This is a genomic window from Nitrospirota bacterium (assembly GCA_030645475.1).
In the GTDB taxonomy this organism is placed as follows: domain Bacteria; phylum Nitrospirota; class Nitrospiria; order Nitrospirales; family Nitrospiraceae; genus Palsa-1315.
The window spans coordinates 81,611-101,978 of the sequence record JAUSMA010000015.1; the positions used below are offsets into that span (position 1 = coordinate 81,611).

Below are 20,368 nucleotides of genomic sequence, written 5' to 3' on the forward strand. Positions count from 1 at the left end.
CCCGGTAGTAGATCTGTCAAGTCCGGGCCATCCACTTGCAATCCTGCCCGTGGCTCGGCTACCGTATTTCCTCATGCCTCTGCCTCTCGTCCGGGGACGCCGCAGCTCACCCAACAAGGCTGGTTCCTGTGTCATTACGAAACGACTTCGGCTCCATCGAGTGGTCGATCATCATCCCTGCCCATAACGAAGCGGCTCGCATCCTTCCCTATCTCCAAAGCATCACGTCATACATGGAAGAGCGAGAAAAGCCCTACGAAGTCCTCGTGGTTGACGACGGCAGTACCGATGCCACCGCCACTCTGGTTGAGACCGCGGCCTCTTCCCTCCCGCACATTCAGTTAATCCGGACCCCAGAACGGCAAGGGAAAGGGGCCGCCGTGCGACGGGGCATGCAAGCCGCGACCGGACAGCTCCAACTGTTTGCCGATGCCGATGGGGCCACGCCGATTCAGGAACTCGCCCGGCTCGAACAGGCCCTGGCAAGCGGTGCCGATCTGGCTATCGGATCGCGTGCGCTGGCTTCCCGATTGCCAGACTATGCAGTCCAGGCCCGCTTCGTTCGAACTATTTCTGGCAACCTGTTCAATTTCATCGTACGACAATGCGGCCTCAGAGGAATCACCGATACGCAATGCGGATTCAAGCTGTTCCGTCGACCGGTGGCCATCGACCTCTTTGGCGTCTCCTCCATCGATGGTTATGGCTTCGATCTCGAACTGCTCTACGTGGCGCAACAACGAGGATACAGCATCGCAGAGATTCCGGTGAATTGGTCGGATCAGCCAGGTTCGAAAGTCCGCGTCCTCAGAGACGGCCTCGCCATGCTACGCGAATTGGCTGTAATCAGACGGAATTGGGCCAAGGGCTCCTATTCCTCTCAGGCGCAGAATTTCCAGCCAGCTACAGTCGGCCACCTCGAACTCCCTCCTCAATAAGAAGAATGGCTCTCCCACACATCACTTGAAGGTCTGCACATAAATCGAGACTTTCCTATCTTCATATTCCCGTAGCCATGTCGGCTCGCCTGCAAGTGCCTCGTCCAACAGACTCTTTCTCCTCACGATCGCCCAATCCACCGAGTAGGCAGCCAGGACAGAGAGCCTTGGAGGGTCGGTCAGGCTCAGTGCCACGTAATCTTGGAAAATCAGGCGATCCCCGCTTCGCCAGGCCGGCATACGCCCATCGATAAAGATTTTCTCTTCCGGCAACCACCAGAGCAGAAACCCTCCGTAGGCATAGTCGTTATAGAGCCGCTGCCCCACCCGGTCCCGATGTTCCCGAATCCACTGCACCGCCTCAATCGGGTAGGAGGTGCCCTTGAAATACTCGGCAGGCTCTAGACCGGACTGCACCACCCGCTGAAGATGGTCCGGCCCTAACCAGACCATGAACAGCCCTCCGGCCAGCGTCCCAGCCAACACCCATCGCCTGGCAGAAACGGAGTCCGAACTGAGCCAGCCGGTACATTTGCCACACCCTTCAGCCAACAACTCGGCACAAAGCGGGAGACTGACCAAGAGAAAAAACGGAATGTTTCGCATATGACGCAGAGAGAGAAACAAAAACACCATCCAGACGGCCCATCGTACCGGCTCAATACGCCGATACCAGGCCGCCACAGCCAGCCCCAATCCAGCCAGATACAACGCGTAGCTGCGGCCAGCCAACGTGCTCAAGGACAGTGGCTGCCATTCCTGCAAGTTATCGAGCATGAATTGATTCGACAGGGAATCGATAATCTCTCCGTACAACCTCCATCCATAGGGATTCACCAAGGTCACCAAGGCCGCGACCCCAGCCGCCGCTAGTAGCCGCCCGATCGCAGGCCAGACGAGAGGCGCTTCATCGAGACGACAGGCCAAACCCGGCGCCCAGAACAATATCCCCTGCACCACCGCCGAACAGGCGACCACGAGCCCCAGCAGAAACAGCCCGGCCGTAAACCCTCCATGCAGATTGGCCCAGAGCAGAAACAACGGCGGAATCAGCCATAGTAAACGGGTTCCTCCATTCCGACTTCGCTGAAGAATCACCAGCAATACCGCGAGGCCCAGCAAGGTGACCATTTGGGTTCTCGCCCCGAGATATGGCAAGGCCACCCACAAAGACAGTGCACAGGCGAGCAGTCTAAAGATCCTGTTGCAAGGGACGGAACAACTCGCAACCAGCCAAGCTCCTGCCGTCACAGCGCCAAAGAAGAGAATCACCCCCAAAGCGCCGAACATCTGATAGAAGGCTCCGACGATCAGATCGGTCAGCCAGGCATGTTCAACCCATGGCCAGTCCGGCATCGTGTGGGAATAGGGATCGAGAGCCGGCAAGATTCCGCCTTGCCAGAGGAGATCGAGGCCCGTTCTCAGATGCCATCCGAAATCGGGCTCTGTCAGAGGCTGCAGCGTAAAATTCAGGATGATCAGCAGGAGGAAGGCATCGAAGACTGAGAATAGGCTGTCACCCTTCACGCTTCACCCTTCACGGCTGTGGGGCGGCCGACCAATAGATTGCCTAACACCAGCCACTCCACGTCCGTGCGGAGGAAGCAATCGACCGCCTCCTCCGGAGTGCAGACGATGGGTTCATTGACGTTGAACGAGGTATTCAGAAGTACGGGGATTCCCGTCCGACGACCAAACGCTTCCAGGAGCAAACGATATCGCGGATTGGATATCGCATCCACCGTTTGAACCCGCGCCGAACCATCGACATGGACGACGGCAGGGATCAGGCCTTTCGCCGATGGGAGGACCGGAACCGTCAACAACATGAAGGGTGAGGGCGACGGCAGATCGAAATACTCCGAGGCCTTCTCCTCAAGGACCGACGGAGCAAAGGGTCGAAAGGGCTCCCGAAGCTTCACCTTGGCATTGATCAACTCCCGCATATCCTCGCGGCGGGGATCGGCCAGCAGACTGCGATTGCCCAACCCGCGCGGCCCCCATTCCATTCGACCTTGAAACCAACAGACGAGCCGACCATTCGCCAGCTCACCCGCCACCTTCTCACAGAGTTGATCGTCGGGAAGATGTTCGGCTGACAGCCCGGCCTGTTCGAGCGCAGCCAGGCACTCCTGCTCGGTGAACTCCGGTCCCCAGGAAGCAGATCGCATGACCATGCGCTCGGTCAACGCTCCGCGCCGGTGAGTCAGCCACAGAGCCGCCCCCATGGCAGCCCCGGAATCCCCCGCCGCCGAAGGGATATAGATCTCGTTGAATCCAGCCTCCCGCCACAGGCGACTGTTGGCGACACAATTATAGGCCACGCCTCCAGCGAGGCAGAGCCGATCGAGACCGGTCAGGCGCTGCAGATGGCGGGCGAGATGGAGCACCGTCTCTTCCAGAACCATCTGTGCGCTGGCTGCTACATCTCGATGCCGCTGCGTGACCTCGTCGTCTGGCTGCCTATTGGGCCCTAACAGTCGAAGGATGGCGGGAGAAAACATCCGCTGCCGGGCCAGGTGAAAATCGAAGATCTTCGTGTTCAACTCAAACCCGCCATCGGGGAGAAGACGGAGGACCTGTTCCCGGAGAACCGCTGCGAATCGGGGCTCGCCGTACGCCGCCAACCCCATCACAATGTATTCATCGTGATCCGGCTTGAATCCCAGATACGCGGTCATGGCCGCGTAGAACTGTCCTGCCGAATGGGGAAGGGATACCCGTTGTAGCACTCGAATATCCGGGCCGTCGGCCCGCGCCAGCATGGTGGTATGGGCTTCCGACGCCCCATCCACGATGAGCACGGCCGCGCGGTCAAACGGGGAAACAAGAACTGAGCTGGCAGCGTGACAGAGATGATGGTCCAGAAAGACAGGCTCGGGACAGGTGGTTCCGTCAATCAGCCTGGTGAGGTAGCGACGAAGGAAGAAAAGCTCCTGCCACTCCTGAGTCAGCCGTTCTGTGCTCCGCTTGCCCTTCACCCAACAGAGTTGCGGCGACCGGATCATCGCCCCAAAGGCCAGAGCTCCCCGCCGACCGACTTGCCAATACTTCCACGGTACTGCCACCGCATCGACATCACACAACCGCACACCAGCCGTACGGAGACAATAACGAATGGCCTGCACTGGCAGTGCCGTGACATGTTTCACCCGGACGAACCGTTCTTCTTCTGCCGCGGCAATGACTCGGCCATTCTCGACCAGCGCCGCAGCAGCATCCCGCATGTTCGAGAGCCCGAGTATCAGCATTGATGCATCGCCCTTCCCCTAATTCAGAAGGGCAGAATAACTGAGCGTTCACAGCCTCGCAAGACCACCTGCGCCCTGTTGCATTCAGTCTGACATTTCGGTACGGTGCAGAGCTTGAATTCCTCTAGCCAAACCGGTCACGACAGGCACCACTCCCAAGCTATGGTCATCGAACAATACTCACCGGCTCCATCTCGACGACTCACGAGGCAATGGGCCGTTCTCTTGTGTCTCCTCATTTCCGTGGGTGGACTATGGGGATGTGAGAAGCTGACCTCAGGGTTTCGCCGAACCCCGTTACCGGACATGGGCCCGCGTCTGGCAAACTCTGTGAAGCTGACCTTCGATCCCTCCCTCACCAACCTCAAGATGCAGTACACGGATGGATGCAATAGCCCGCATGAGCTCAACGTGGGTGAGGAAACGGAATCCATCCTCATCGACGCAGCGGCCCAAAACTTTACGGCCGTGACCGTCACCGGGGGAGTGGCCGCGCCGGTGACGCCAGACACGGAGATCCTGGTCACCCTCCAACGTTCAGGCCTCAAACTTTGGGCGGACAGTGTCTATGACCGCGTGCCGGCCGACATGGTTCTCGAAGCACTCTTGACCTTTAAAAATGCCGCGGGAAAAGAGCTGAGCCAGCAGACCATTTCGATCACGCACAATCAGCGCCTCATTCTGGAACCAACCCAACGCCGTTGCGACTACGGCAACATGGGGGAATTCGTGCACGACGCCGGAGTTGCCCTGGCGACGCAATTCATTCGAGCAGCCAGGACCCAATTGACTGGGGCTGGTGGCCAGGCGCCCGCCACAGTGGCAGTCTTACCAACCAAACCAGCTCCATCACCGGCGACTCTACCAACCAAAGGCATCCCTTCGGCACTTTCGTTTAAAGCCACCGTGCTGGACGAGAACAGTAATTTAGTTTTTGAGGGAGGCGAACGGATTCGAGTCCGCATCGATCTCGTAAACGGAGGAGAGCCTGAGCTTCAGGGTGTCACGGCGACCTTAACGGGAACCGCCTCGTTGCTCGCCCAATTTCCGGTCACCACGCTGGCGGTCGGACGACTGCAACCAGGCCAATCCCGCTCGATCGAATTTGTGGCGACGTTGCCGCAAGCCGTCCAACAGCAGAAGGCCGAGGTCCAGGTGGCAGTGTCTGAATCAGGAGCCAGGACTCAACCGCCGATTCAAACCCTGACCCTCTCGATCCAACCCACTGGCATCAAAACAGACGACGTGGATCAGATCCCTGCTGTGACCGCGGGATTTCATCAGCCCCACACCTATTTGCTCTCAATCGGGATCGGATCCTATCGAGACCAGCAAGTCCCCTCTCGCAAATTTGCCTCCTTGGATGCCGAAATGGTCTCAACCTATTTTCAATCTCTCGGCGGCTTACCGGCCTCCAATATTCGGCTGTTACAAGATTGGAAGGCGCTCCGTCCTGATATTGACGAAGCCCTGTTAGATTGGTTGCCGCCTCATATGAGCAAGGATGCGGTTGTCATTGTCTATTTCGCCGGTCTGGCCTCGGTCTCTGCGACGGGAGACACATTCCTGGTGCCATACGATGGGACCGCCACAAGCACCTCACGAGCCTACCCGTTCAAGGATTTGGAGGCAGCGCTCTCCCGCCTCAAAGCGAAACAGACGATATTTCTGTTCGATGGCATTGTGTCCAGAATGGGGGCTGAGGGCAAAACCAAGGCCGCCCCCCCGCAGTGGAATCCTCCGGGGAGTTCGACGCTCCATGTCATCGGAACCAGCGGGATCGGACGTGGGTTAGAAGACGACGAACATCGGCATGGGCTGTTCACCTACTATCTGCTGCGGGCACTGCGCGGCGAAGCCGATACGAATCGGGATGGCGACGTGACCGTCGGCGAAACGGTGGCCTATCTCAGCCAGAAAGTATTGTGGGCCTCAAAGACTCACATGGGCCAGGAACAACGCCCTATAATTGCGCCGCCTATCCGCTCAGCCGATCCTTCCGCAGCCTTGATATTGACCAAGCCAGCCTCGATCCAGGGAACGGTCGCTCGCTAGAAGCAATCGCACGCCTTACCGGCAATCAGATCCCGGCAGACCTCGACATACTGTTCATGAGCGTCATGCTCACAGCCTATGCATGGCCGTCATACGTGAGATGCGGCGTTGCCTTCCGCACGGGCTCGACGAAATAGGATGGCACGATCAGCGGACAAAAAAAGAGGGTGGAGGATTCGCTCCTCCACCCTCTTACACTCACGCTCAGGCGAAATTACTCGCCTTTGCAGAAGCTCCGCTCGTAGTTGATGATCATCCAGGCTTCTTCCTCGTTGATCGCGGCCGGGATCAGGGAGACCATCCCTGTTCCTGCGCTGCCGTTCTTGATCACCCAGAAGAGCTCTCCGTCTTTCCGCTTCTTGTGGAACTTGCAGTTCGTGAAATCGCGGGGGCTCGGGTTCAAAATCGCACCGGCCGGGCCCTGGCCATTTCCTTCTTTGCCATGACAATTGAAGCAGGTGCCCTTCCCCTCGAACAATGCCTTCCCTTTGGCGATATTCTCAGGAGTCGCGGCAACTGGATTCTTCATCGCCTTTGCATCGCTCATCTGATCCGCCGGAACGCGGGGCTTCAGCGGCTCGCGCTCCTCGGCTCCGACCACTGAGACCGACAACATCATCAGCGCTGCGCTGATTCCCAGGAACTTAGAGAAATACCCCATCAGACGTCCTCCTTTGTGTTTAACCACCGCACGTGAACTCGGCCTCTGGCTCAAAGATCCATGTAAAGTCGACAAAACGCCGGCGAATATAACAACTGCCTTCCACCCATGTCAAGCATTCCAACTCGAGACCGACCCCTTCCCGCTCCGCGAATTTCTCACGGCCTCGCGCCTCACTTCATACTCACTTTGGTTCCACTGGCAATCGTCCGTTCTACCAGAGACTACTCAAAGCCCGTGCCAGAGTGCACATTCTGTGATGCATGATATTCCAGCTAGTTATGATAGGTACGATCTCAGAGATCTTGGACGCCTTAAAATGGTGACACCATTGCGCCTCAGTCCCTACTGCGATGCCCCATCAATCGATCGAGTATGCCGAAGCCTCGTAGCTTCTCGTCAGCTACGTCCGTCTCTCACGGAACCGAGGTGTGAATGGGGTGAACCAATAAAAAAGACAACAACTTGAGGGCCGTTAGCGCTTGACCACGATATCGCGAGCGACTTTACCACTCGGGCCGAATGGTTTTTGTGGCTTGCCATTGAGCTCGGCTTTCACCCCTCCGGCGTTACCCAACGTCAGGATAAACTGATCCTGCCCCTTCCATCTGCCCTTTTCACCTGGTCGGAGCAAGGCCTCTTGAGGACTACCACCATCGATTTGGACCACGACCCAACTTAGTTCTGTTGCCTCAAGATCTAACACCAACTGTCCGTCCGTGGTCCCGGTCCCTTCGAGCGAAATCCCTCCCAATGGCCCATCGCTCCCCAACGAGGAGGGGGCAGGGGCGGTCGACTCGGGCATCGATGAAGTCAGCGGCACGGCTCCAGCCACTGGCCCAACAGTACTTCCCGTGCCTGTCTTGGCTGGCACGAGAGGGGACTCCCCCGATTTAGCCTTAGCGGCTGATGGAGAAACCGCTTCTGCCTGCGGGCTTGGCGGTGGCAGGGCCTGAGTTTCCTGAGCCGGTTGAATCGTCCGCTTGGAGGAAGAAGCCGGAAGATCTGAGCTCGAACGGCGCACCAGAAGCGACGACTGCTCACGGCTCAAGAGAAAAATGAGCGTGAAAATCGCAATGCCGATAGCAACCGCGACGGCCTTTCGATTCGATTGCCGCTTCCGCTCTTCTTCCGCCTGCCGGACTTTCAACCGCTCTCGTTCGATTTGCTTGTCGTAAAAAGCGCCAGCCGATTGCACAAATCGGTGGATCGCATCCTCTTCATCGAGGCCGAGAGATCTGGCATAGGACCGGACAAAACCTCGCGCAAACACCTGATCGGGCAGCTTGGCAAAATTCCCATCTTCCAACGCCTTCACAAAATCGGTTCGAATTCGCGTTTTGGCCGCGACCTCGTCGATTGTGAGCCCCTTGGTCTCTCGCACCTGTTTGAAAAATTCGCCGATCGATTCCATAGGTATCTCTCTACGGCTTGAGCCGTGTCAGCAGTTCTTTCGCGGCTGCGGCATACTCGCCGCCCTTATCGAGCGTCGTCACCTTGATCAGCGTGTCCTTCGAACGCTGCTCGAATCCAAGTTTGTGATAGGCCCGTCCCAGCTCCAAATTTAACAAGGCGGGGGGAACATTCGGCGGACTGACCACTAAAGCATCTTCGAACGCTTCCATCGCGCCTTGATAGTCGCCCTCGTGAGCCAGCGACCGACCGAGATGGAATCGGGCCAGATCCGGGGTCGTATAGACGGGATTGGCTAATGCCTGATGAAACGATGCAATCGCGTCCTTCCATCGCCCCTGCTTCTGCAGGACCTGACCGAGATAGGTGTAGGCCTCTGAGTAATTCTCATCAAGCGCTGTCGCAGCCCTGAGCTCTTCTTCCGCTTGAGGCAATTTCCCCTGCACCGCCAAAATATGGCCGAGCCCATATCGCGCTTCCTTGTTACCAGGGTCCAGCTTCAACGCCTTCTGAAACGATACATAGGCCTTCTGCTGATCATATTCCAGGCTCGCGATACCTTCCTGGTAATAGCCTTTTGATTTCTGCATCGACTCTTCAGAAGTTGCACAGCCTGGCAGCCATCCGATCACCAGACCCAAGGCGACCAGTGAACATATCCGTACTCGAACAATAGGAACGACGGAAGCCATATTCGTCACGAAATGTCCTCGAAATGGGTCAACTGCTTAAAGGCTCGAAAACGGTCTTGCACCTCTTTGTAGTCCAGGATTCGCAAACGGTCAAGACTAAAGGCTTCTACGGTAAATGACGCCATCACGCTTCCGAAGATAATAGCCTGTTTGAACGCCTCGACCGAGCGATTGCCGGTCGCCGTCAGATAGCCCAAAAATCCGCCGGCAAAGGTATCCCCTGCACCGGTTGGATCGCGCACATCTTCAAGCGGAAAGGCCGGAGCTCCAAACACCTGCTTCTGATTGAACATCAAGACCCCATATTCCCCACGCTTGATGATGAGATGCTTGGGCCCGCGTGCCAGTATTTTCTGTGCAACCTTCACAAGATTCGTATGTTCGCCGAGTGCCCGAGCCTCCCCATCGTTAATGATGAGGATATCGACCTTCTCCAAGACCCGCCACAGCGCCTCCCGCTTGCCGTTGATCCAGAAATTCATCGTATCGCACGCGACGAGGGGCGGACGCGGAAGTTTCTGCAAGACATCCAACTGGAGCTCGGGATCGATGTTGCCCAAGAATAAAAGATCCGGGGATCGGTAGGCCTCAGGGATCTTGGGGCGAAACGTTTCGAAGACGTTGAGCTTCGTGTCGAGCGTATGCGCTTCGTTCAGCTGATGTGTGTATTCCCCCTTCCAGCGAAAGGTCTCTCCCGGCCGCCGCTCCAACCCCGTCACATCGATACCACGGCTCTTGAGGAACGCCAGATGCTGCGGAGGAAAGTCTTCCCCCACAACAGCGATAAGATCCACGCTGGTAAAGTAACTGGCCGCCGTCGAAAAATAGGTGGCCGACCCTCCCAGAACCTCACTGACTTCTCCGAAGGGTGTCTTCACCGTATCAAGCGCGACCGACCCGACCACAAGCAACTTCCCCATAGTTCACCGAGTTCCTTTCTTCACTGGAACAGCCCGATCTATCAATAAAGCCAGCTTCCTCCTGAGCGCGACCGGCATCCGATCTGGCGCCGTAATAATGGCATCCTGCAACGCGCGTTGACAGCGGCACGATGTGACGGCTGCCACCGCAGGCATCACCGTCCGCAACAGTTGCTTGGCCAGCATGACATTCTGGCGGAGCGTCGCCAGGATGCCTTCGACGGTGACGGCCTCTTCCGTCTCATGCCAACAATCGTAATCGGTCGCCAAGGCCACTGTGGCATAACAGAGCTCTGCCTCGCGTGCCAGCTTGGCCTCAGGAAGATTCGTCATGCCGATGACGCTCGCACCCCACTGACGATACAGCCTGGACTCCCCTTTCGTCGAGAATTGCGGCCCTTCGATGCACAGGTAGACACCTCCCTGATGCACCGTGGCGCCAACCGCGCGGGTCGCCTCCAGCAATGCCGCACCAAGCGAGGCACAGACTGGATCGCCAAACGCCACATGCGCGACAATTCCTCCCTCAAAGAAGGTCGACACCCGCCGCTTGGTAAGATCGATGAATTGATCGGGCAGCACCACGTCTCCCGGCTTGATCGACTCCTTCATACTCCCAACGGCACTCACAGAAATCACCCGACTCACCCCGAGCGACTTCAAGGCATAGATATTCGCGCGGTAGTTGATTTCGGACGGATTGATCCGATGGCCTCGTCCATGCCGTGAGAGAAACGCAATACGAATTCCGTCCAGCTCGCCGAGGATCAACTTGTCGGAGGGAGCCCCGAAGGGGGTTTTGACTGCGAGCTCCTTCACCTTCCGAAGCCCTTCGATATCGTAGAGCCCGCTACCGCCAATGATCCCGATGTCTGCGCGCGTACCCGGTCCCTGTCGTCTCATGCCTGGCCCTCAAGTGTCAGAAGAAATCGTTCGACCTGCCCAATCACCAACTCAGCCGTATGCGCGACAGATTCCGAATGCTCGATCGTCAGCCACTGCACTCCCGGCTCCTTTCGAAACCAGGTCATTTGTCGCTTGGAAAAATGTCTCGTGTCCCGTTTGAAGCGACGAACCATCTCCGCCGTATCGTACTCGCCGGCCAAGTGCTCGGCCACCTGTCGATACCCCAAGCCCTTCATGGCCGAGCTGTCACGCTGATACCCCAGGGAGAGAAGGTGTGTCGTCTCTTCTATCAAACCATGAGCCAGTTGCCAATCGATTCGCTCCTCGATACGCCGATACAACGCATCGCGGTCACGATTCAGGCCGATGATCAACGAGCAAAATGGCCGCTCGGCAAACGCATGCTCCTGCTGAAACTCCGACATGCGCCGTCCAGACAGCTGGTACACCTCCAGTGCACGGATGACTTTCGATTCATCGCGTGGATGCAGCCGAGCCGCAGCCACAGGGTCAACGCCTATGAGTCGCGCGTAGAGGCGATCGAGCCCCTGCTCCTTTGCCTCCTGCCTCAAGGCCGCCCGCAGAATTGGATCGGCCAGTGGGGCATCGCACAAGCCCTTGAGAAGGGTCCGCACGTAGAGCCCTGTGCCACCCACCACCAGGGGAAGGCGGTGATCCCGATAGAGACGATCGATCTCATCGACCGCCTGACCGCGATACAATCCTGCATTAAACGGTTCATCGGGATTGACGAGATCGATCAGACGGTGAGGAACCGCCTGGCGCTCCTCCTGGGCCGGCTTGTCCGTCCCGATATCCATCCCGCGATAGACTTGCCGGGAATCTGCTGTGAGCACTTCGGTTTCGAACGCCTTCGCGACCTCGACCGCAACACGGCTCTTCCCAACAGCAGTCGGTCCAAGAATCACGACCACAGGCTTACAACGGACATGTCTGTCGGACAGACGATGTATCACCCGAGTCGGAATAGCCATCATGTCCATCCAACCCGGCCGAACAGCTTGGCGAGTTCATCGGTCGAAAGGCGAAACGCGGTGCGGCGCCCATGCGGGCACGTCGTGATCAAGCCCTCCTCCACCCAATCCTGAATCAGCTGTTGAATTTCAGGAAGCGCCATGGTTCGTCCGGCTCGCACCGCCCCATGGCAGGCAAGAGACGCCAGCACGGGCTGTACCCGCAAGTCCAGCGACGGAACCTTGTCCCATTCGGTCACATCGTCAAGCAGATCCTCCACCAACGCCGACATATCCACCTTGCCAAGGCCAACCGGCACGCCGCGAATCGCCACAGCCGTGGCACCAAACGGCTCAATCAAGAGGCCGAGCTTCTCCAGGTCATCACCACGCTTCAGTAACAACGTGCTCTGGGTGGCTGACAGCTCGATCAGCTCCGGAATCAAGAGCGGCTGCGACGGGATGTTCCGGCTTTGCCAGCCCCGCCACAGCCGTTGGAAGAGGACACGCTCGTGCGCCGTATGCTGATCGATCACTTGGAGTTCTTCACCCACCTGCGCCACGAGATAGGTCCGACGAATTTGTCCAAACGGCACGATGAGGGGTTTCTCTGTCCGCTGATAGTCGGCAACTGCCTCATGAGCAAAGGCCAACTGACTTCCCTCAATGCTGCCGGATCGGAGGATAGCGTCATTCGAAGGAATTCTGGAATCCCGCGTAGAACCTGATATCGGTGCGGCCTGACGAGAGCTCTGAAAGGAGGAAGCCTCTCGCCCGACCGTGGGAACGAACTCCGGGGCCTTCTCCGACAGCCCTGTCGGCGCGAGACCCACCGTGGCCGTCCGTTCGGAACCGCCGAGTGCATGACGGACGGACTGGCGCACCAACTGATGGAGCGATTCTGTGTCAGCGAAACGGACTTCCTTCTTCGTGGGATGCACGTTGACATCCAGTCGATCCGGCTCGATATCCAAAAAGAGGACGAACGTCGGGTGTGATCCCTTGGGAAGAAACGATCCATACCCATCCATGACCGCATGAAATACGGTTGCGTTACGGACCGGACGCCGGTTCACAAACAATTCCTGCGGCATCTTCGAGGATCGTGCATGAACAGGATCGACCATGACGCCGCGAATCGAGAGGCCTCCTGCCCGGCCCCTCACCTCAATGGTTCGGTCGAGAAACGCCGGACGATAGACTTGGAGGATTCGATCCCGATCCGATGCCACAGCGGGGTAATTGAGGATCTCTTGGCCGTTATGGGTAAGACGAAAATGCACCGACGGCCAGGCCAGACCTGCAAGCTGCACGGCATGATTGATATGGGAAAACTCGGTTGTGGTCGTCTTGAGGAACTTCTTTCTCGCCGGTTGATTGAAAAACAGGTTGGAGACTTCGATCCTGGTGCCGGGCACGGCAGGCGCATCGAGAATTGCGCTGCCCGCTCCTGCGATCAGGGTGAGCTGTGCGCCCACCGTATCCTGCCTGGTCGACGTCGTCACCAGCACGTGAGACACGGACGCGATGCTCGGAAGGGCCTCGCCGCGAAAACCCATCGTCGTCACCGAGGCCAGATCCCGATCTGACCGGAGCTTGCTGGTGGCATGCCGCTCGAAGGCACGGGGAAGGTCCGCACGGCTGATGCCCTCTCCATCATCCGTCACACGAATGAGGGCCAGCCCGCCATCTTTCACATCGATCGTGATATGCAGGCCGCCGGCATCGAGACTATTCTCCAGCAACTCTTTGACGACGGCGGCAGGGCGCTCGACGACCTCGCCGGCCGCGATGCGGCTGATCACATCGTCTGGAAGAACCTGGATTTTGGCGGTGCAACTGGCCGCGGGCATGGGGCTAGGCTCCAGGGGACGCCGGCAACAAGGGCGCGCCGGCGAACGGTTTCGAGAACCGTCCGGTCATCGAATTTCGGCGAGCTTGCTCTTGGCCAACTTCGCCTCGTCCGACGTAGGAAACTCTTCGATGACGCGTTTGAGATGCTTCTTCGATTTCACGAGATCTCCGGTCTCTCCCGCCGCAAGCCCTGACTTGAAGAGCGCTGCAGGCACCTTCTCATTTCCCGGAAACTCTGTCGTAAGATACTCGAACGCTTGGATCGCGCGCACATAGTCTTTCTGCTGATAGGACGACTCCCCCAGCCAGTAATAGCCGTTCGGCGTCAGCGACGTGCCAGGGAAGTCTTTCACAAATCGCTGAAAGCCCGCCACGGCAAGATCGTATTTCCCATTGAGATAATCGTTGTACGCCAGATTGAACGCCGACGTCGGGGTAATCGTCGGAACACCGGGCATCATCGTCGGCACATCCGATGCCGACGCGGGCTTCTGCGGTTTGGAGGGACGGGCCGGCTCTCCCGGAACCGGGTCCATCTTGGGCGCAGCCGGAACACTCGGTATCTCCTCTGATTTGGCCGCCATCCGGTTTTCCATTTTCTGGATCCGGGCAGACAACTCATCGATTTTCGGATCAACCTTCGGCTTGGCCGATTCGCTATCCTTCACCCGTTCCAGCGACTCCAAACGTCGTTGCAGGGCATCTAACCGTTTTTGATCCTGATCTTGCGACTTCGACACCGTTGCCAAATTGTCACGCAGCTCGACAAAGTCCGCATGTTTGGCACATCCGGCGAGCAACAGGCCTGCCAAGGCCATCATCACACCCGATCGCACAAATCCGGTTTTCTTGTACATCACGGTTATCGCGACTCCTTCAACTGGGATAGTTTATCGGACGCTTTACCTGCCTCAGGACTCCGTGGATACAACGTTACCACCTGTTTGAAGGCCGAAGAGGCGCGCTTCTTATCTTTCATCGCCAAGTAGGCATAGCCCTTCTTTAAGATCGCGGCCGGGACTTTCTCGCTCTGGGGAAAATCCAGTTCGACACGATCGTACGAATCGATCGCCTGCCGGTAATCCTTCTTGCCGTAGTGCGACTCACCGAGCCAATACCGCGCGTTGGGGGACAGATCCGAGCTTGGATAGTCCCGCAAAAATGCGGCAAACCCCTGTCGGGCTCCATCGAGATCCCCATCACGAAAGAGGGCCAGTAGCCGTTCGTACTCAAGTTTGTCGGAATGCTCCCCACTCTGGCTGACTTGTGGACGCGGCGACTCCTCAGATTCGCTTGTCGATGCCGCCGCCTCAGCCTGCACAGGAAGTGCTGCCGACGGCGTAACCGGCTCAACTTTTGTGGTATCAGACGAAGGCATCGGCGCCGATCGAGGGGCCGGCTTCGACGCTGATTGACGGGCCCCGGCCTTGTTCCCCCCACGCACATGTGTGTTCTGGGCGGCCTGATCGACGGCTGTGGAGAGTGCATCCAGACGACGGTCCTGCTCATCGAAACGAGCCGCGAACTTCTGCGCAACAGACGCGACGCTCTTATTGACCTCGCCTAAGTGACTGGTCACGGATTTATTCATCTCGTTGATATGGGTCGTCGAGGCTTTATTCGTCTGCTCTTCTTGACTGACTCGCTCGCTCAATCCCGTCAGCGAATCCTTGAACCCCGTCAAGGACTGACTGAACTGCGCGAACTTGGCGGCCAGTTGGTCCTGGCGGTTTTGACTGTCCGCCGCAGCCTTACGCTGCTCCTCAAGACGGGCATCCACATTCTTCATGAGTGCGCTGTTGGTCTTCTGCACGGCCTCGATCAGTTCTTTTCGCAGAATCTCCATCTGCTTATTGACGTCGTCGAGACGGCTGTTCATCTCGGTTCTGAACTGGTCACGGTCCGCTTTGGTCTTCACATCCTGGGCATTCAAACTTTCACGAACCTGCGCATAACGATTGGCGTTGTCTGTATCCAGTTTGCCCGCCAGCTGTTCCAACTTCTTGGTTTGCTGTTCAAGTACCCCCGAACGTTGCTTCAGGTCCTCCTGCTTACCCTGGAGCTCCTGGGCCTGATGTAATGCCCGCTCCAATTCACCCCGCAACTGCGGCAGCTCCTGCTCCCGAAGCACCGAAATCTCCTGACTCTGTCGCGCACGGGTCTGCGCCGACTCATCGCTCGTCTGCTTGATGCGCTGCTGAAGATTCTTTTCCGTCCGTTTAAGATCAGCTTCTTGCGCAACGCAGCCAGGCGACAGCAACGCACAGATCAGACTGATCGTCGTCCAGGCTCCCCTTGTATCCGAATGGTTCCACATTGTTTCACCCACTATGATAAAGGAATTCCCTGCACTCGCGTCATGGACAACGAAGTCTCACCCATCGCAACAACGAATACGACGCTTACTTCCCGGTCTTTAACGAAAGATGTCCGCGCCGGTTCTGCTGATAGCAGGCCTCCGTATGTTCATTGCAGGAGGGTCGCTCTTTCCCGTACGACACCACGGACAAACGATTGGCGCCGACCCCGAGTTCGACCAGATAGTTCCGCGCCGCTTTCGCTCGCTTCTCTCCGAGGACCAGGTTGTAGGCGGAGGTCCCGCGTTCGTCACAATGTCCCTCGACCTTGATCTGCGCGCTTGAGTTGGACTTCATCCATTCGGCATCGCGGCTCAGCGCTTGGCGCCCATCCTCGGAAATGGTCCAGCTATCGTAGGCGAAAAATACATCTCGCAAGCCTGCTGCAGCCGAAGCCGCCTGCTCGGCACGGATTTCATCCATTTGCCGCCCGGCGCTGCCGGAAGGATCGACTTTAGCCAACAACGTACCGCCACCGACTCGCTCTTCCGAAGGATTCTTGTTGATCCCTTGAAGTCCGCCGCCACCGGACTGAAGGCTCGTGTCTGGGAAGCTCCCCACCCCAGACTTAGAACTATCTGAACTTCCTACGCTCCCCCCCTTCGCCATACCTTGCGTGGCCTGGGAGTCGCCGCCCGATTGCACAGACTTCTTGGAACAGCCAGGCATCCCGATGAATGCCATACTCGCCACCAACGTGATACCGTAGATACCTAATGTCTTCGTCATAGATCGCTCTCCTCTTTCTAAGTTAATCATCTCAATAGTTGGCCTGTATTCATTCTCGCGAGTACGGTCACCTCACGATGCCGGAGACCAGGAGGGCGCGCTATTGTGCGTCCCTTCAAATGTCAGCCGCTCGATATCCTTCCCATCGGCATTGATCATATAAATGTGGCTCTTGCCATCGGCCGTCGAACTGAACACCAGATGCCGGCCATCCGGAGACCAGGAGGGGGAATCGTCGACGCCCGGTCCTGTCGTCAATTGCATCCGCTTCTGTCCGTCGGGCGAAATGAGGCAGAGCTTATACTCCCGGCGAGCCCGGCAGACATAGGCAATCCAGTTGCCGCGCGGCGACCAGACCGGTGCCGCATTATAGTCGCCTTCAAACGTCAGGCGACGCACGTTCGATCCGTCTGCCCCCATCAGGAACAGCTGTGGCCCGCCCCCTCGATCCGACACAAACACCAGCTCTCTCCCGTTCGGAGACCAGGAGGGCGACAAGTCACCGGAGGGATTTGATGTCAGGCGTTGAATCGCTTTCGTCCTGGTATCCAACCGATAGAGATCGGAATTGCCTTCGTGGCTGGAGGCAAACGCCAGGAAGTTTCCATCAGGAGACAACGCCGGAGTAATATTCAGCCCCCCCAGGGAAATCACGGTCCATCGCTTGCCCGTCGCCAACTCGATCATATCGATGTCCTGCGTATTCCGGTTGCGATAGGCCGTAAACACGAGAAAACGGCGATCCGGAGACCATCGCGGCATGAGATTCAGAAACCCGTCGGCCGTCAACTGGCGCGTATCATACCCATCATAATCCATCACGAACAACTCTCGGGCAGACCCATGTTCGGCCACGTAGGCAATCTTCGTCCGCGCAATACCAGGCTCACCCGTGTAACGAAACACGAGTTCGTCGGCAAAGCGATGCGCCATCAGTCGCACCACTGAGGGGGATCCTGCATACCGCTTCCCCCCCACGACTTCGTCGCTGCCGCTGTCATAGACGAAGCCTTCCATGTTCACGTCGGCGTCTTTATCTGCCTCCTTCAGGCCCGCTTTTCCCCAAACCAACACCGAGACACCCTTCTCGGCTGCCTGTTTAAATACGGCCTTAGAACCGGCTTCCGTCCCGTTGCCGATATCAAACGTCTTAATCCCAAGACTGGGCAGATCCAATAAATCAAAGACCAAGGAGCGTTTCACATCTTTCTTGAGGACTTCTTCGATCCGTCCCCCCAACCAATCGGGGCCTCCGGCATTGTGTATCCCCGCAACAGCCAGCGATATTTTCTGAAAGTCCGGGCGCGTGGCCTCCAGGAAGACATCTGCCGCGCCGGACTCCAGAATACCGATCGCACCGGCCATCAGCAGAAGCCCGCCGACCAACGCACTGATCAATTTCACCTGTGTCATCCGGCCGATTCTCCCACTCGAAAGACCATCTCGATATCCTTATAGCTGTCTGTCATATCGGCGGGAAAGGCCGGGACCATTCGTGGCTTCAACACGGCGCGCTGGCCTGCCAGATCATAGTAGGCATTCCCTGACGACTGTTGCACGACCACGTCTTTGATCGTTCCATCCCGTTGCAGCCGAAACTTCACGACCATGGTATAGGTCTGTCCTGCCATATCGATCGGCGGCGGCTCCCAATGACTGCTGATGACAGCCTGCACGCGAGCCCAATAGGGATTCGACCCGGTCGTACCGGAAATCTTCAGCGCCGTATCCGGGGTCTTCACCGACGAGACTTTTGCCTCTTGCTGAGGAGCCGGTTTCACCGGCGCCTCGCTCGGCTTCACGTCTTTCGGGATATCCAGCTTCGCTGCGGGCTGAAACTGTTTAATCTTTTTCAGCTCTTCTTCTAATTCACGATTCAAATCGTCGCTGACTGAAGACCGCTGCGAAATCTTGGCGGCCGGGTCTGGCGCCACATCGGGGACACGAGGGATATCGAGGGCCTTCACTTTCGCCGCCTGTTGGGATTGCGCTGCTATTTTTTTTGCAGGGCTCAAATCGCCGAACTTCGGTGCATCCGGCGGGAGCTGAAGATCCCGGAGCAGATCCCTCCTCACCTCGCCCTTCGGAGGCGCAACGGAAGGGGCTGCCCGTGCGGTCATCGTCTTAACCAATGGCGCAGGGACCGGTTTCTGATCTGCAGTTTTCGCTGACTCAACCGGCTTCGACGGCTCAGCCGGCCTCACAGGTGCCGGCAAACTGACCAACGAGACTTCCACCGACGTCAATGGGCGTTCACCGTGCTGTGGAAGTCTGAGCCCCGTGATCACAAGCAATAGCGCAACATGCAGGCCAAGCGACAACGCCAGCGTTCGCTTGAGGCGAGCGCTCATACTGGATTCGTCCCGCTCGAACCACGAACTCGACTGGACCGACGTCTGGAACGTCATAATAACCAGCCCCCTTACGCACGGTGCATCAATTCTTTCGCGGCGGAAGACGCGGGACTTGCGGCGCAGACACATGCTCGGGGCCGGCCGGTTCCGTCACCATCCCGATCTTCTCGATTCCGGCTTTTTTCACGCCGTCCATGACTTGAACGACGATACCATAGGGCACATCGCGATCCGCCCTCAGATACAGCGACACATCGGGGTGGTCCCGCTTCAACAACTTCAATTTCTGTTCCAGCTGGGCCACGCCGACCGGATCTTTGTCGAGATAGAGCCGCTGGTCTTTTTCGATTGTGAGCACCGTGCGCATTTCCGGCTTGATCGTATTCGTGGCAGAGGTCGGCAGCTTGATGTCCATCCCTCGATACAACATCGGCGCCGTGACCATAAAAATCACCAGCAGGACGAGGACCACGTCGACGAGAGGGATCACATTGATTTCGGCCAGAAACCGGCGGTGCCGAGACTCAAGGGTCATCCTTGAGCTCCGACGGGAGCAGGTTTCGGTTTAGATGCAGCAGTCGCGAGGGAGGCCAGAAGCTCGATGGTTACCGAATCCAACCGGAATGCCGTATTGCGAATCCGAATGAGAAAGTAGTTATAGGCGATGACGGCGGGAATGGCGGTGAACAGGCCGGCTGCCGTCGCGACGAGAGCCTCCGCCACACCGGGAGCGACAGCAGAAATACTGGCGGTCCCTTGCGTGCCGATCTCACGAAACGCGTCGATGATTCCCATCACGGTCCCGAGGAGTCCGACAAAGGGCGTAATATTTCCCGTCGTGGCAAGAAAGGGGAGATAGGTCTCAAGCCGCGAGAGCTGGCTTTGCCCGAGATGGGCTGCTGTCCGTTCAATCACATGTTGATCGACCGGTCCCGCGCTGAAGCCGTTCCGGCCCTCGGTTCGCCCGGACCCCACACGCTCCATCACGCCTTCGAACACGGCGGCACTGGGACTCCCCTCGATTCGCCGGACTTGCCGATACAACTCGTCGAGGTCGTGTGTTTTGGCTAAGAGCGCAAGAAACCGTCGATCCTCTCGATCGGCCACGCGGAAGGCTCGCCATTTGGAGAAAATTACGGCCCAGGAGATGACGGAGAATACGAACAGGAGTAAGAGAACGATTTTCGACACCGAACCAAGCGAGCCGACCAGTCCGGATAGACCTGTCTGAAACATGCAGCGATAACCTTTCCCGACTCTAGGA

Annotated in this window: 18 protein-coding genes; 2 read left to right on the forward strand and 16 right to left on the reverse strand. The window is 57.7% G+C overall.

The genetic code is table 11. The annotated features are described in order from the left end of the window. The first annotated feature begins 128 nt into the window (after positions 1-128). Entirely contained in the window at positions 129-938 is an 810-nt protein-coding gene (locus Q7U76_03440; GenBank protein ID MDO8355428.1) for a glycosyltransferase family 2 protein, read from the forward strand. A gap of 21 nt (positions 939-959) precedes the next feature. On the opposite strand, the gene Q7U76_03445 is transcribed toward Q7U76_03440, so the two are convergent. Together Q7U76_03445 and Q7U76_03450 are read right to left on the reverse strand one after the other, a co-directional pair. After that, a complete protein-coding gene (locus tag Q7U76_03445; GenBank protein ID MDO8355429.1) occupies positions 960-2,465 on the reverse strand; it encodes a hypothetical protein in 1,506 nt (501 codons plus the stop codon). Next, positions 2,462-4,189 (reverse strand): carbamoyltransferase C-terminal domain-containing protein, encoded by a 1,728-nt coding sequence (locus tag Q7U76_03450; GenBank protein MDO8355430.1) that lies wholly within the window; start codon positions 4,187-4,189, stop codon positions 2,462-2,464. The genes Q7U76_03445 and Q7U76_03450 overlap by 4 nt, the downstream gene beginning before the upstream one ends. A gap of 162 nt (positions 4,190-4,351) precedes the next feature. Here Q7U76_03450 and Q7U76_03455 point away from each other — a divergent pair, with 162 nt between their 5' ends. Next, a complete protein-coding gene (locus Q7U76_03455) occupies positions 4,352-6,244 on the forward strand; it encodes a hypothetical protein (GenBank protein MDO8355431.1) in 1,893 nt (630 codons plus the stop codon). Positions 6,245-6,458: 214 nt separating this feature from the next. Here Q7U76_03455 and Q7U76_03460 read toward each other — a convergent pair whose 3' ends face one another. The 14 genes from Q7U76_03460 to Q7U76_03525 form a co-directional block, all read right to left on the reverse strand. Further along, positions 6,459-6,905 (reverse strand): c-type cytochrome, encoded by a 447-nt coding sequence (locus Q7U76_03460; GenBank protein MDO8355432.1) that lies wholly within the window; start codon positions 6,903-6,905, stop codon positions 6,459-6,461. Positions 6,906-7,380: 475 nt separating this feature from the next. After that, positions 7,381-8,319, reverse strand: coding sequence for a DUF4115 domain-containing protein (locus Q7U76_03465; protein MDO8355433.1), 939 nt, complete (start codon positions 8,317-8,319; stop codon positions 7,381-7,383). 10 nt (positions 8,320-8,329) lie between these two features. Beyond that, the gene (locus Q7U76_03470; protein ID MDO8355434.1) at positions 8,330-8,908 is read right to left on the reverse strand and encodes a tetratricopeptide repeat protein; all 579 of its coding nucleotides are present in this window, start codon (positions 8,906-8,908) and stop codon (positions 8,330-8,332) included. Positions 8,909-9,015: 107 nt separating this feature from the next. Next, entirely contained in the window at positions 9,016-9,930 is a 915-nt protein-coding gene (locus Q7U76_03475; GenBank protein MDO8355435.1) for a PfkB family carbohydrate kinase, read from the reverse strand. A 3-nt stretch (positions 9,931-9,933) separates the two neighbouring features. Beyond that, positions 9,934-10,833 (reverse strand): S-methyl-5'-thioadenosine phosphorylase, encoded by a 900-nt coding sequence (mtnP, locus tag Q7U76_03480; protein ID MDO8355436.1) that lies wholly within the window; start codon positions 10,831-10,833, stop codon positions 9,934-9,936. Beyond that, the gene (gene miaA / locus Q7U76_03485; protein MDO8355437.1) at positions 10,830-11,831 is read right to left on the reverse strand and encodes a tRNA (adenosine(37)-N6)-dimethylallyltransferase MiaA; all 1,002 of its coding nucleotides are present in this window, start codon (positions 11,829-11,831) and stop codon (positions 10,830-10,832) included. Before miaA ends, mtnP begins: the two co-directional genes overlap by 4 nt. Then, the gene (mutL, locus tag Q7U76_03490; protein ID MDO8355438.1) at positions 11,831-13,663 is read right to left on the reverse strand and encodes a DNA mismatch repair endonuclease MutL; all 1,833 of its coding nucleotides are present in this window, start codon (positions 13,661-13,663) and stop codon (positions 11,831-11,833) included. The genes miaA and mutL overlap by 1 nt, the downstream gene beginning before the upstream one ends. Positions 13,664-13,729: 66 nt before the next feature. Next, entirely contained in the window at positions 13,730-14,521 is a 792-nt protein-coding gene (gene ybgF, locus Q7U76_03495) for a tol-pal system protein YbgF (protein MDO8355439.1), read from the reverse strand. Positions 14,522-14,526: 5 nt separating this feature from the next. Beyond that, a complete protein-coding gene (gene ybgF / locus Q7U76_03500; GenBank protein MDO8355440.1) occupies positions 14,527-15,981 on the reverse strand; it encodes a tol-pal system protein YbgF in 1,455 nt (484 codons plus the stop codon). A gap of 85 nt (positions 15,982-16,066) precedes the next feature. Further along, the gene (gene pal, locus Q7U76_03505; protein MDO8355441.1) at positions 16,067-16,750 is read right to left on the reverse strand and encodes a peptidoglycan-associated lipoprotein Pal; all 684 of its coding nucleotides are present in this window, start codon (positions 16,748-16,750) and stop codon (positions 16,067-16,069) included. Positions 16,751-16,822: 72 nt separating this feature from the next. Continuing rightward, a complete protein-coding gene (gene tolB, locus Q7U76_03510) occupies positions 16,823-18,163 on the reverse strand; it encodes a Tol-Pal system beta propeller repeat protein TolB (GenBank protein ID MDO8355442.1) in 1,341 nt (446 codons plus the stop codon). Then, positions 18,160-19,158 carry a TonB family protein gene (locus tag Q7U76_03515; protein MDO8355443.1) on the reverse strand — a complete coding sequence of 333 codons (999 nt, stop codon included), beginning with the start codon at positions 19,156-19,158 and terminating at the stop codon, positions 18,160-18,162. The genes tolB and Q7U76_03515 overlap by 4 nt, the downstream gene beginning before the upstream one ends. Before the next feature lie 28 nt (positions 19,159-19,186). After that, positions 19,187-19,639, reverse strand: coding sequence for a biopolymer transporter ExbD (locus Q7U76_03520; GenBank protein MDO8355444.1), 453 nt, complete (start codon positions 19,637-19,639; stop codon positions 19,187-19,189). Beyond that, positions 19,636-20,340: a MotA/TolQ/ExbB proton channel family protein gene (locus Q7U76_03525; GenBank protein ID MDO8355445.1), complete on the reverse strand. Its 705-nt coding sequence runs from the start codon at positions 20,338-20,340 to the stop codon at positions 19,636-19,638. Before Q7U76_03525 ends, Q7U76_03520 begins: the two co-directional genes overlap by 4 nt. Between the last annotated feature and the right edge of the window lie 28 nt (positions 20,341-20,368).

What these genes read in the sequence shown, in the direction of transcription:
- pal (MDO8355441.1), bottom strand. Translation starts at nt 16,750, where the DNA reads ATGACGAAGACATTAGGTATCTACGGTATCACGTTGGTGGCGAGTATG.
- mtnP (MDO8355436.1), bottom strand. Translation starts at nt 10,833, where the DNA reads ATGAGACGACAGGGACCGGGTACGCGCGCAGACATCGGGATCATTGGC.
- miaA (MDO8355437.1), bottom strand. Translation starts at nt 11,831, where the DNA reads ATGGCTATTCCGACTCGGGTGATACATCGTCTGTCCGACAGACATGTC.
- tolB (MDO8355442.1), bottom strand. Translation starts at nt 18,163, where the DNA reads ATGACACAGGTGAAATTGATCAGTGCGTTGGTCGGCGGGCTTCTGCTG.
- Q7U76_03525 (MDO8355445.1), bottom strand. Translation starts at nt 20,340, where the DNA reads ATGTTTCAGACAGGTCTATCCGGACTGGTCGGCTCGCTTGGTTCGGTG.
- Q7U76_03515 (MDO8355443.1), bottom strand. Translation starts at nt 19,158, where the DNA reads ATGACGTTCCAGACGTCGGTCCAGTCGAGTTCGTGGTTCGAGCGGGAC.
- Q7U76_03475 (MDO8355435.1), bottom strand. Translation starts at nt 9,930, where the DNA reads ATGGGGAAGTTGCTTGTGGTCGGGTCGGTCGCGCTTGATACGGTGAAG.
- Q7U76_03465 (MDO8355433.1), bottom strand. Translation starts at nt 8,319, where the DNA reads ATGGAATCGATCGGCGAATTTTTCAAACAGGTGCGAGAGACCAAGGGG.
- Q7U76_03450 (MDO8355430.1), bottom strand. Translation starts at nt 4,189, where the DNA reads ATGCTGATACTCGGGCTCTCGAACATGCGGGATGCTGCTGCGGCGCTG.
- ybgF (MDO8355440.1), bottom strand. Translation starts at nt 15,981, where the DNA reads ATGTGGAACCATTCGGATACAAGGGGAGCCTGGACGACGATCAGTCTG.
- mutL (MDO8355438.1), bottom strand. Translation starts at nt 13,663, where the DNA reads ATGCCCGCGGCCAGTTGCACCGCCAAAATCCAGGTTCTTCCAGACGAT.
- Q7U76_03455 (MDO8355431.1), top strand. Translation starts at nt 4,352, where the DNA reads ATGGTCATCGAACAATACTCACCGGCTCCATCTCGACGACTCACGAGG.
- Q7U76_03520 (MDO8355444.1), bottom strand. Translation starts at nt 19,639, where the DNA reads ATGACCCTTGAGTCTCGGCACCGCCGGTTTCTGGCCGAAATCAATGTG.
- ybgF (MDO8355439.1), bottom strand. Translation starts at nt 14,521, where the DNA reads ATGTACAAGAAAACCGGATTTGTGCGATCGGGTGTGATGATGGCCTTG.
- Q7U76_03470 (MDO8355434.1), bottom strand. Translation starts at nt 8,908, where the DNA reads ATGCAGAAATCAAAAGGCTATTACCAGGAAGGTATCGCGAGCCTGGAA.
- Q7U76_03460 (MDO8355432.1), bottom strand. Translation starts at nt 6,905, where the DNA reads ATGGGGTATTTCTCTAAGTTCCTGGGAATCAGCGCAGCGCTGATGATG.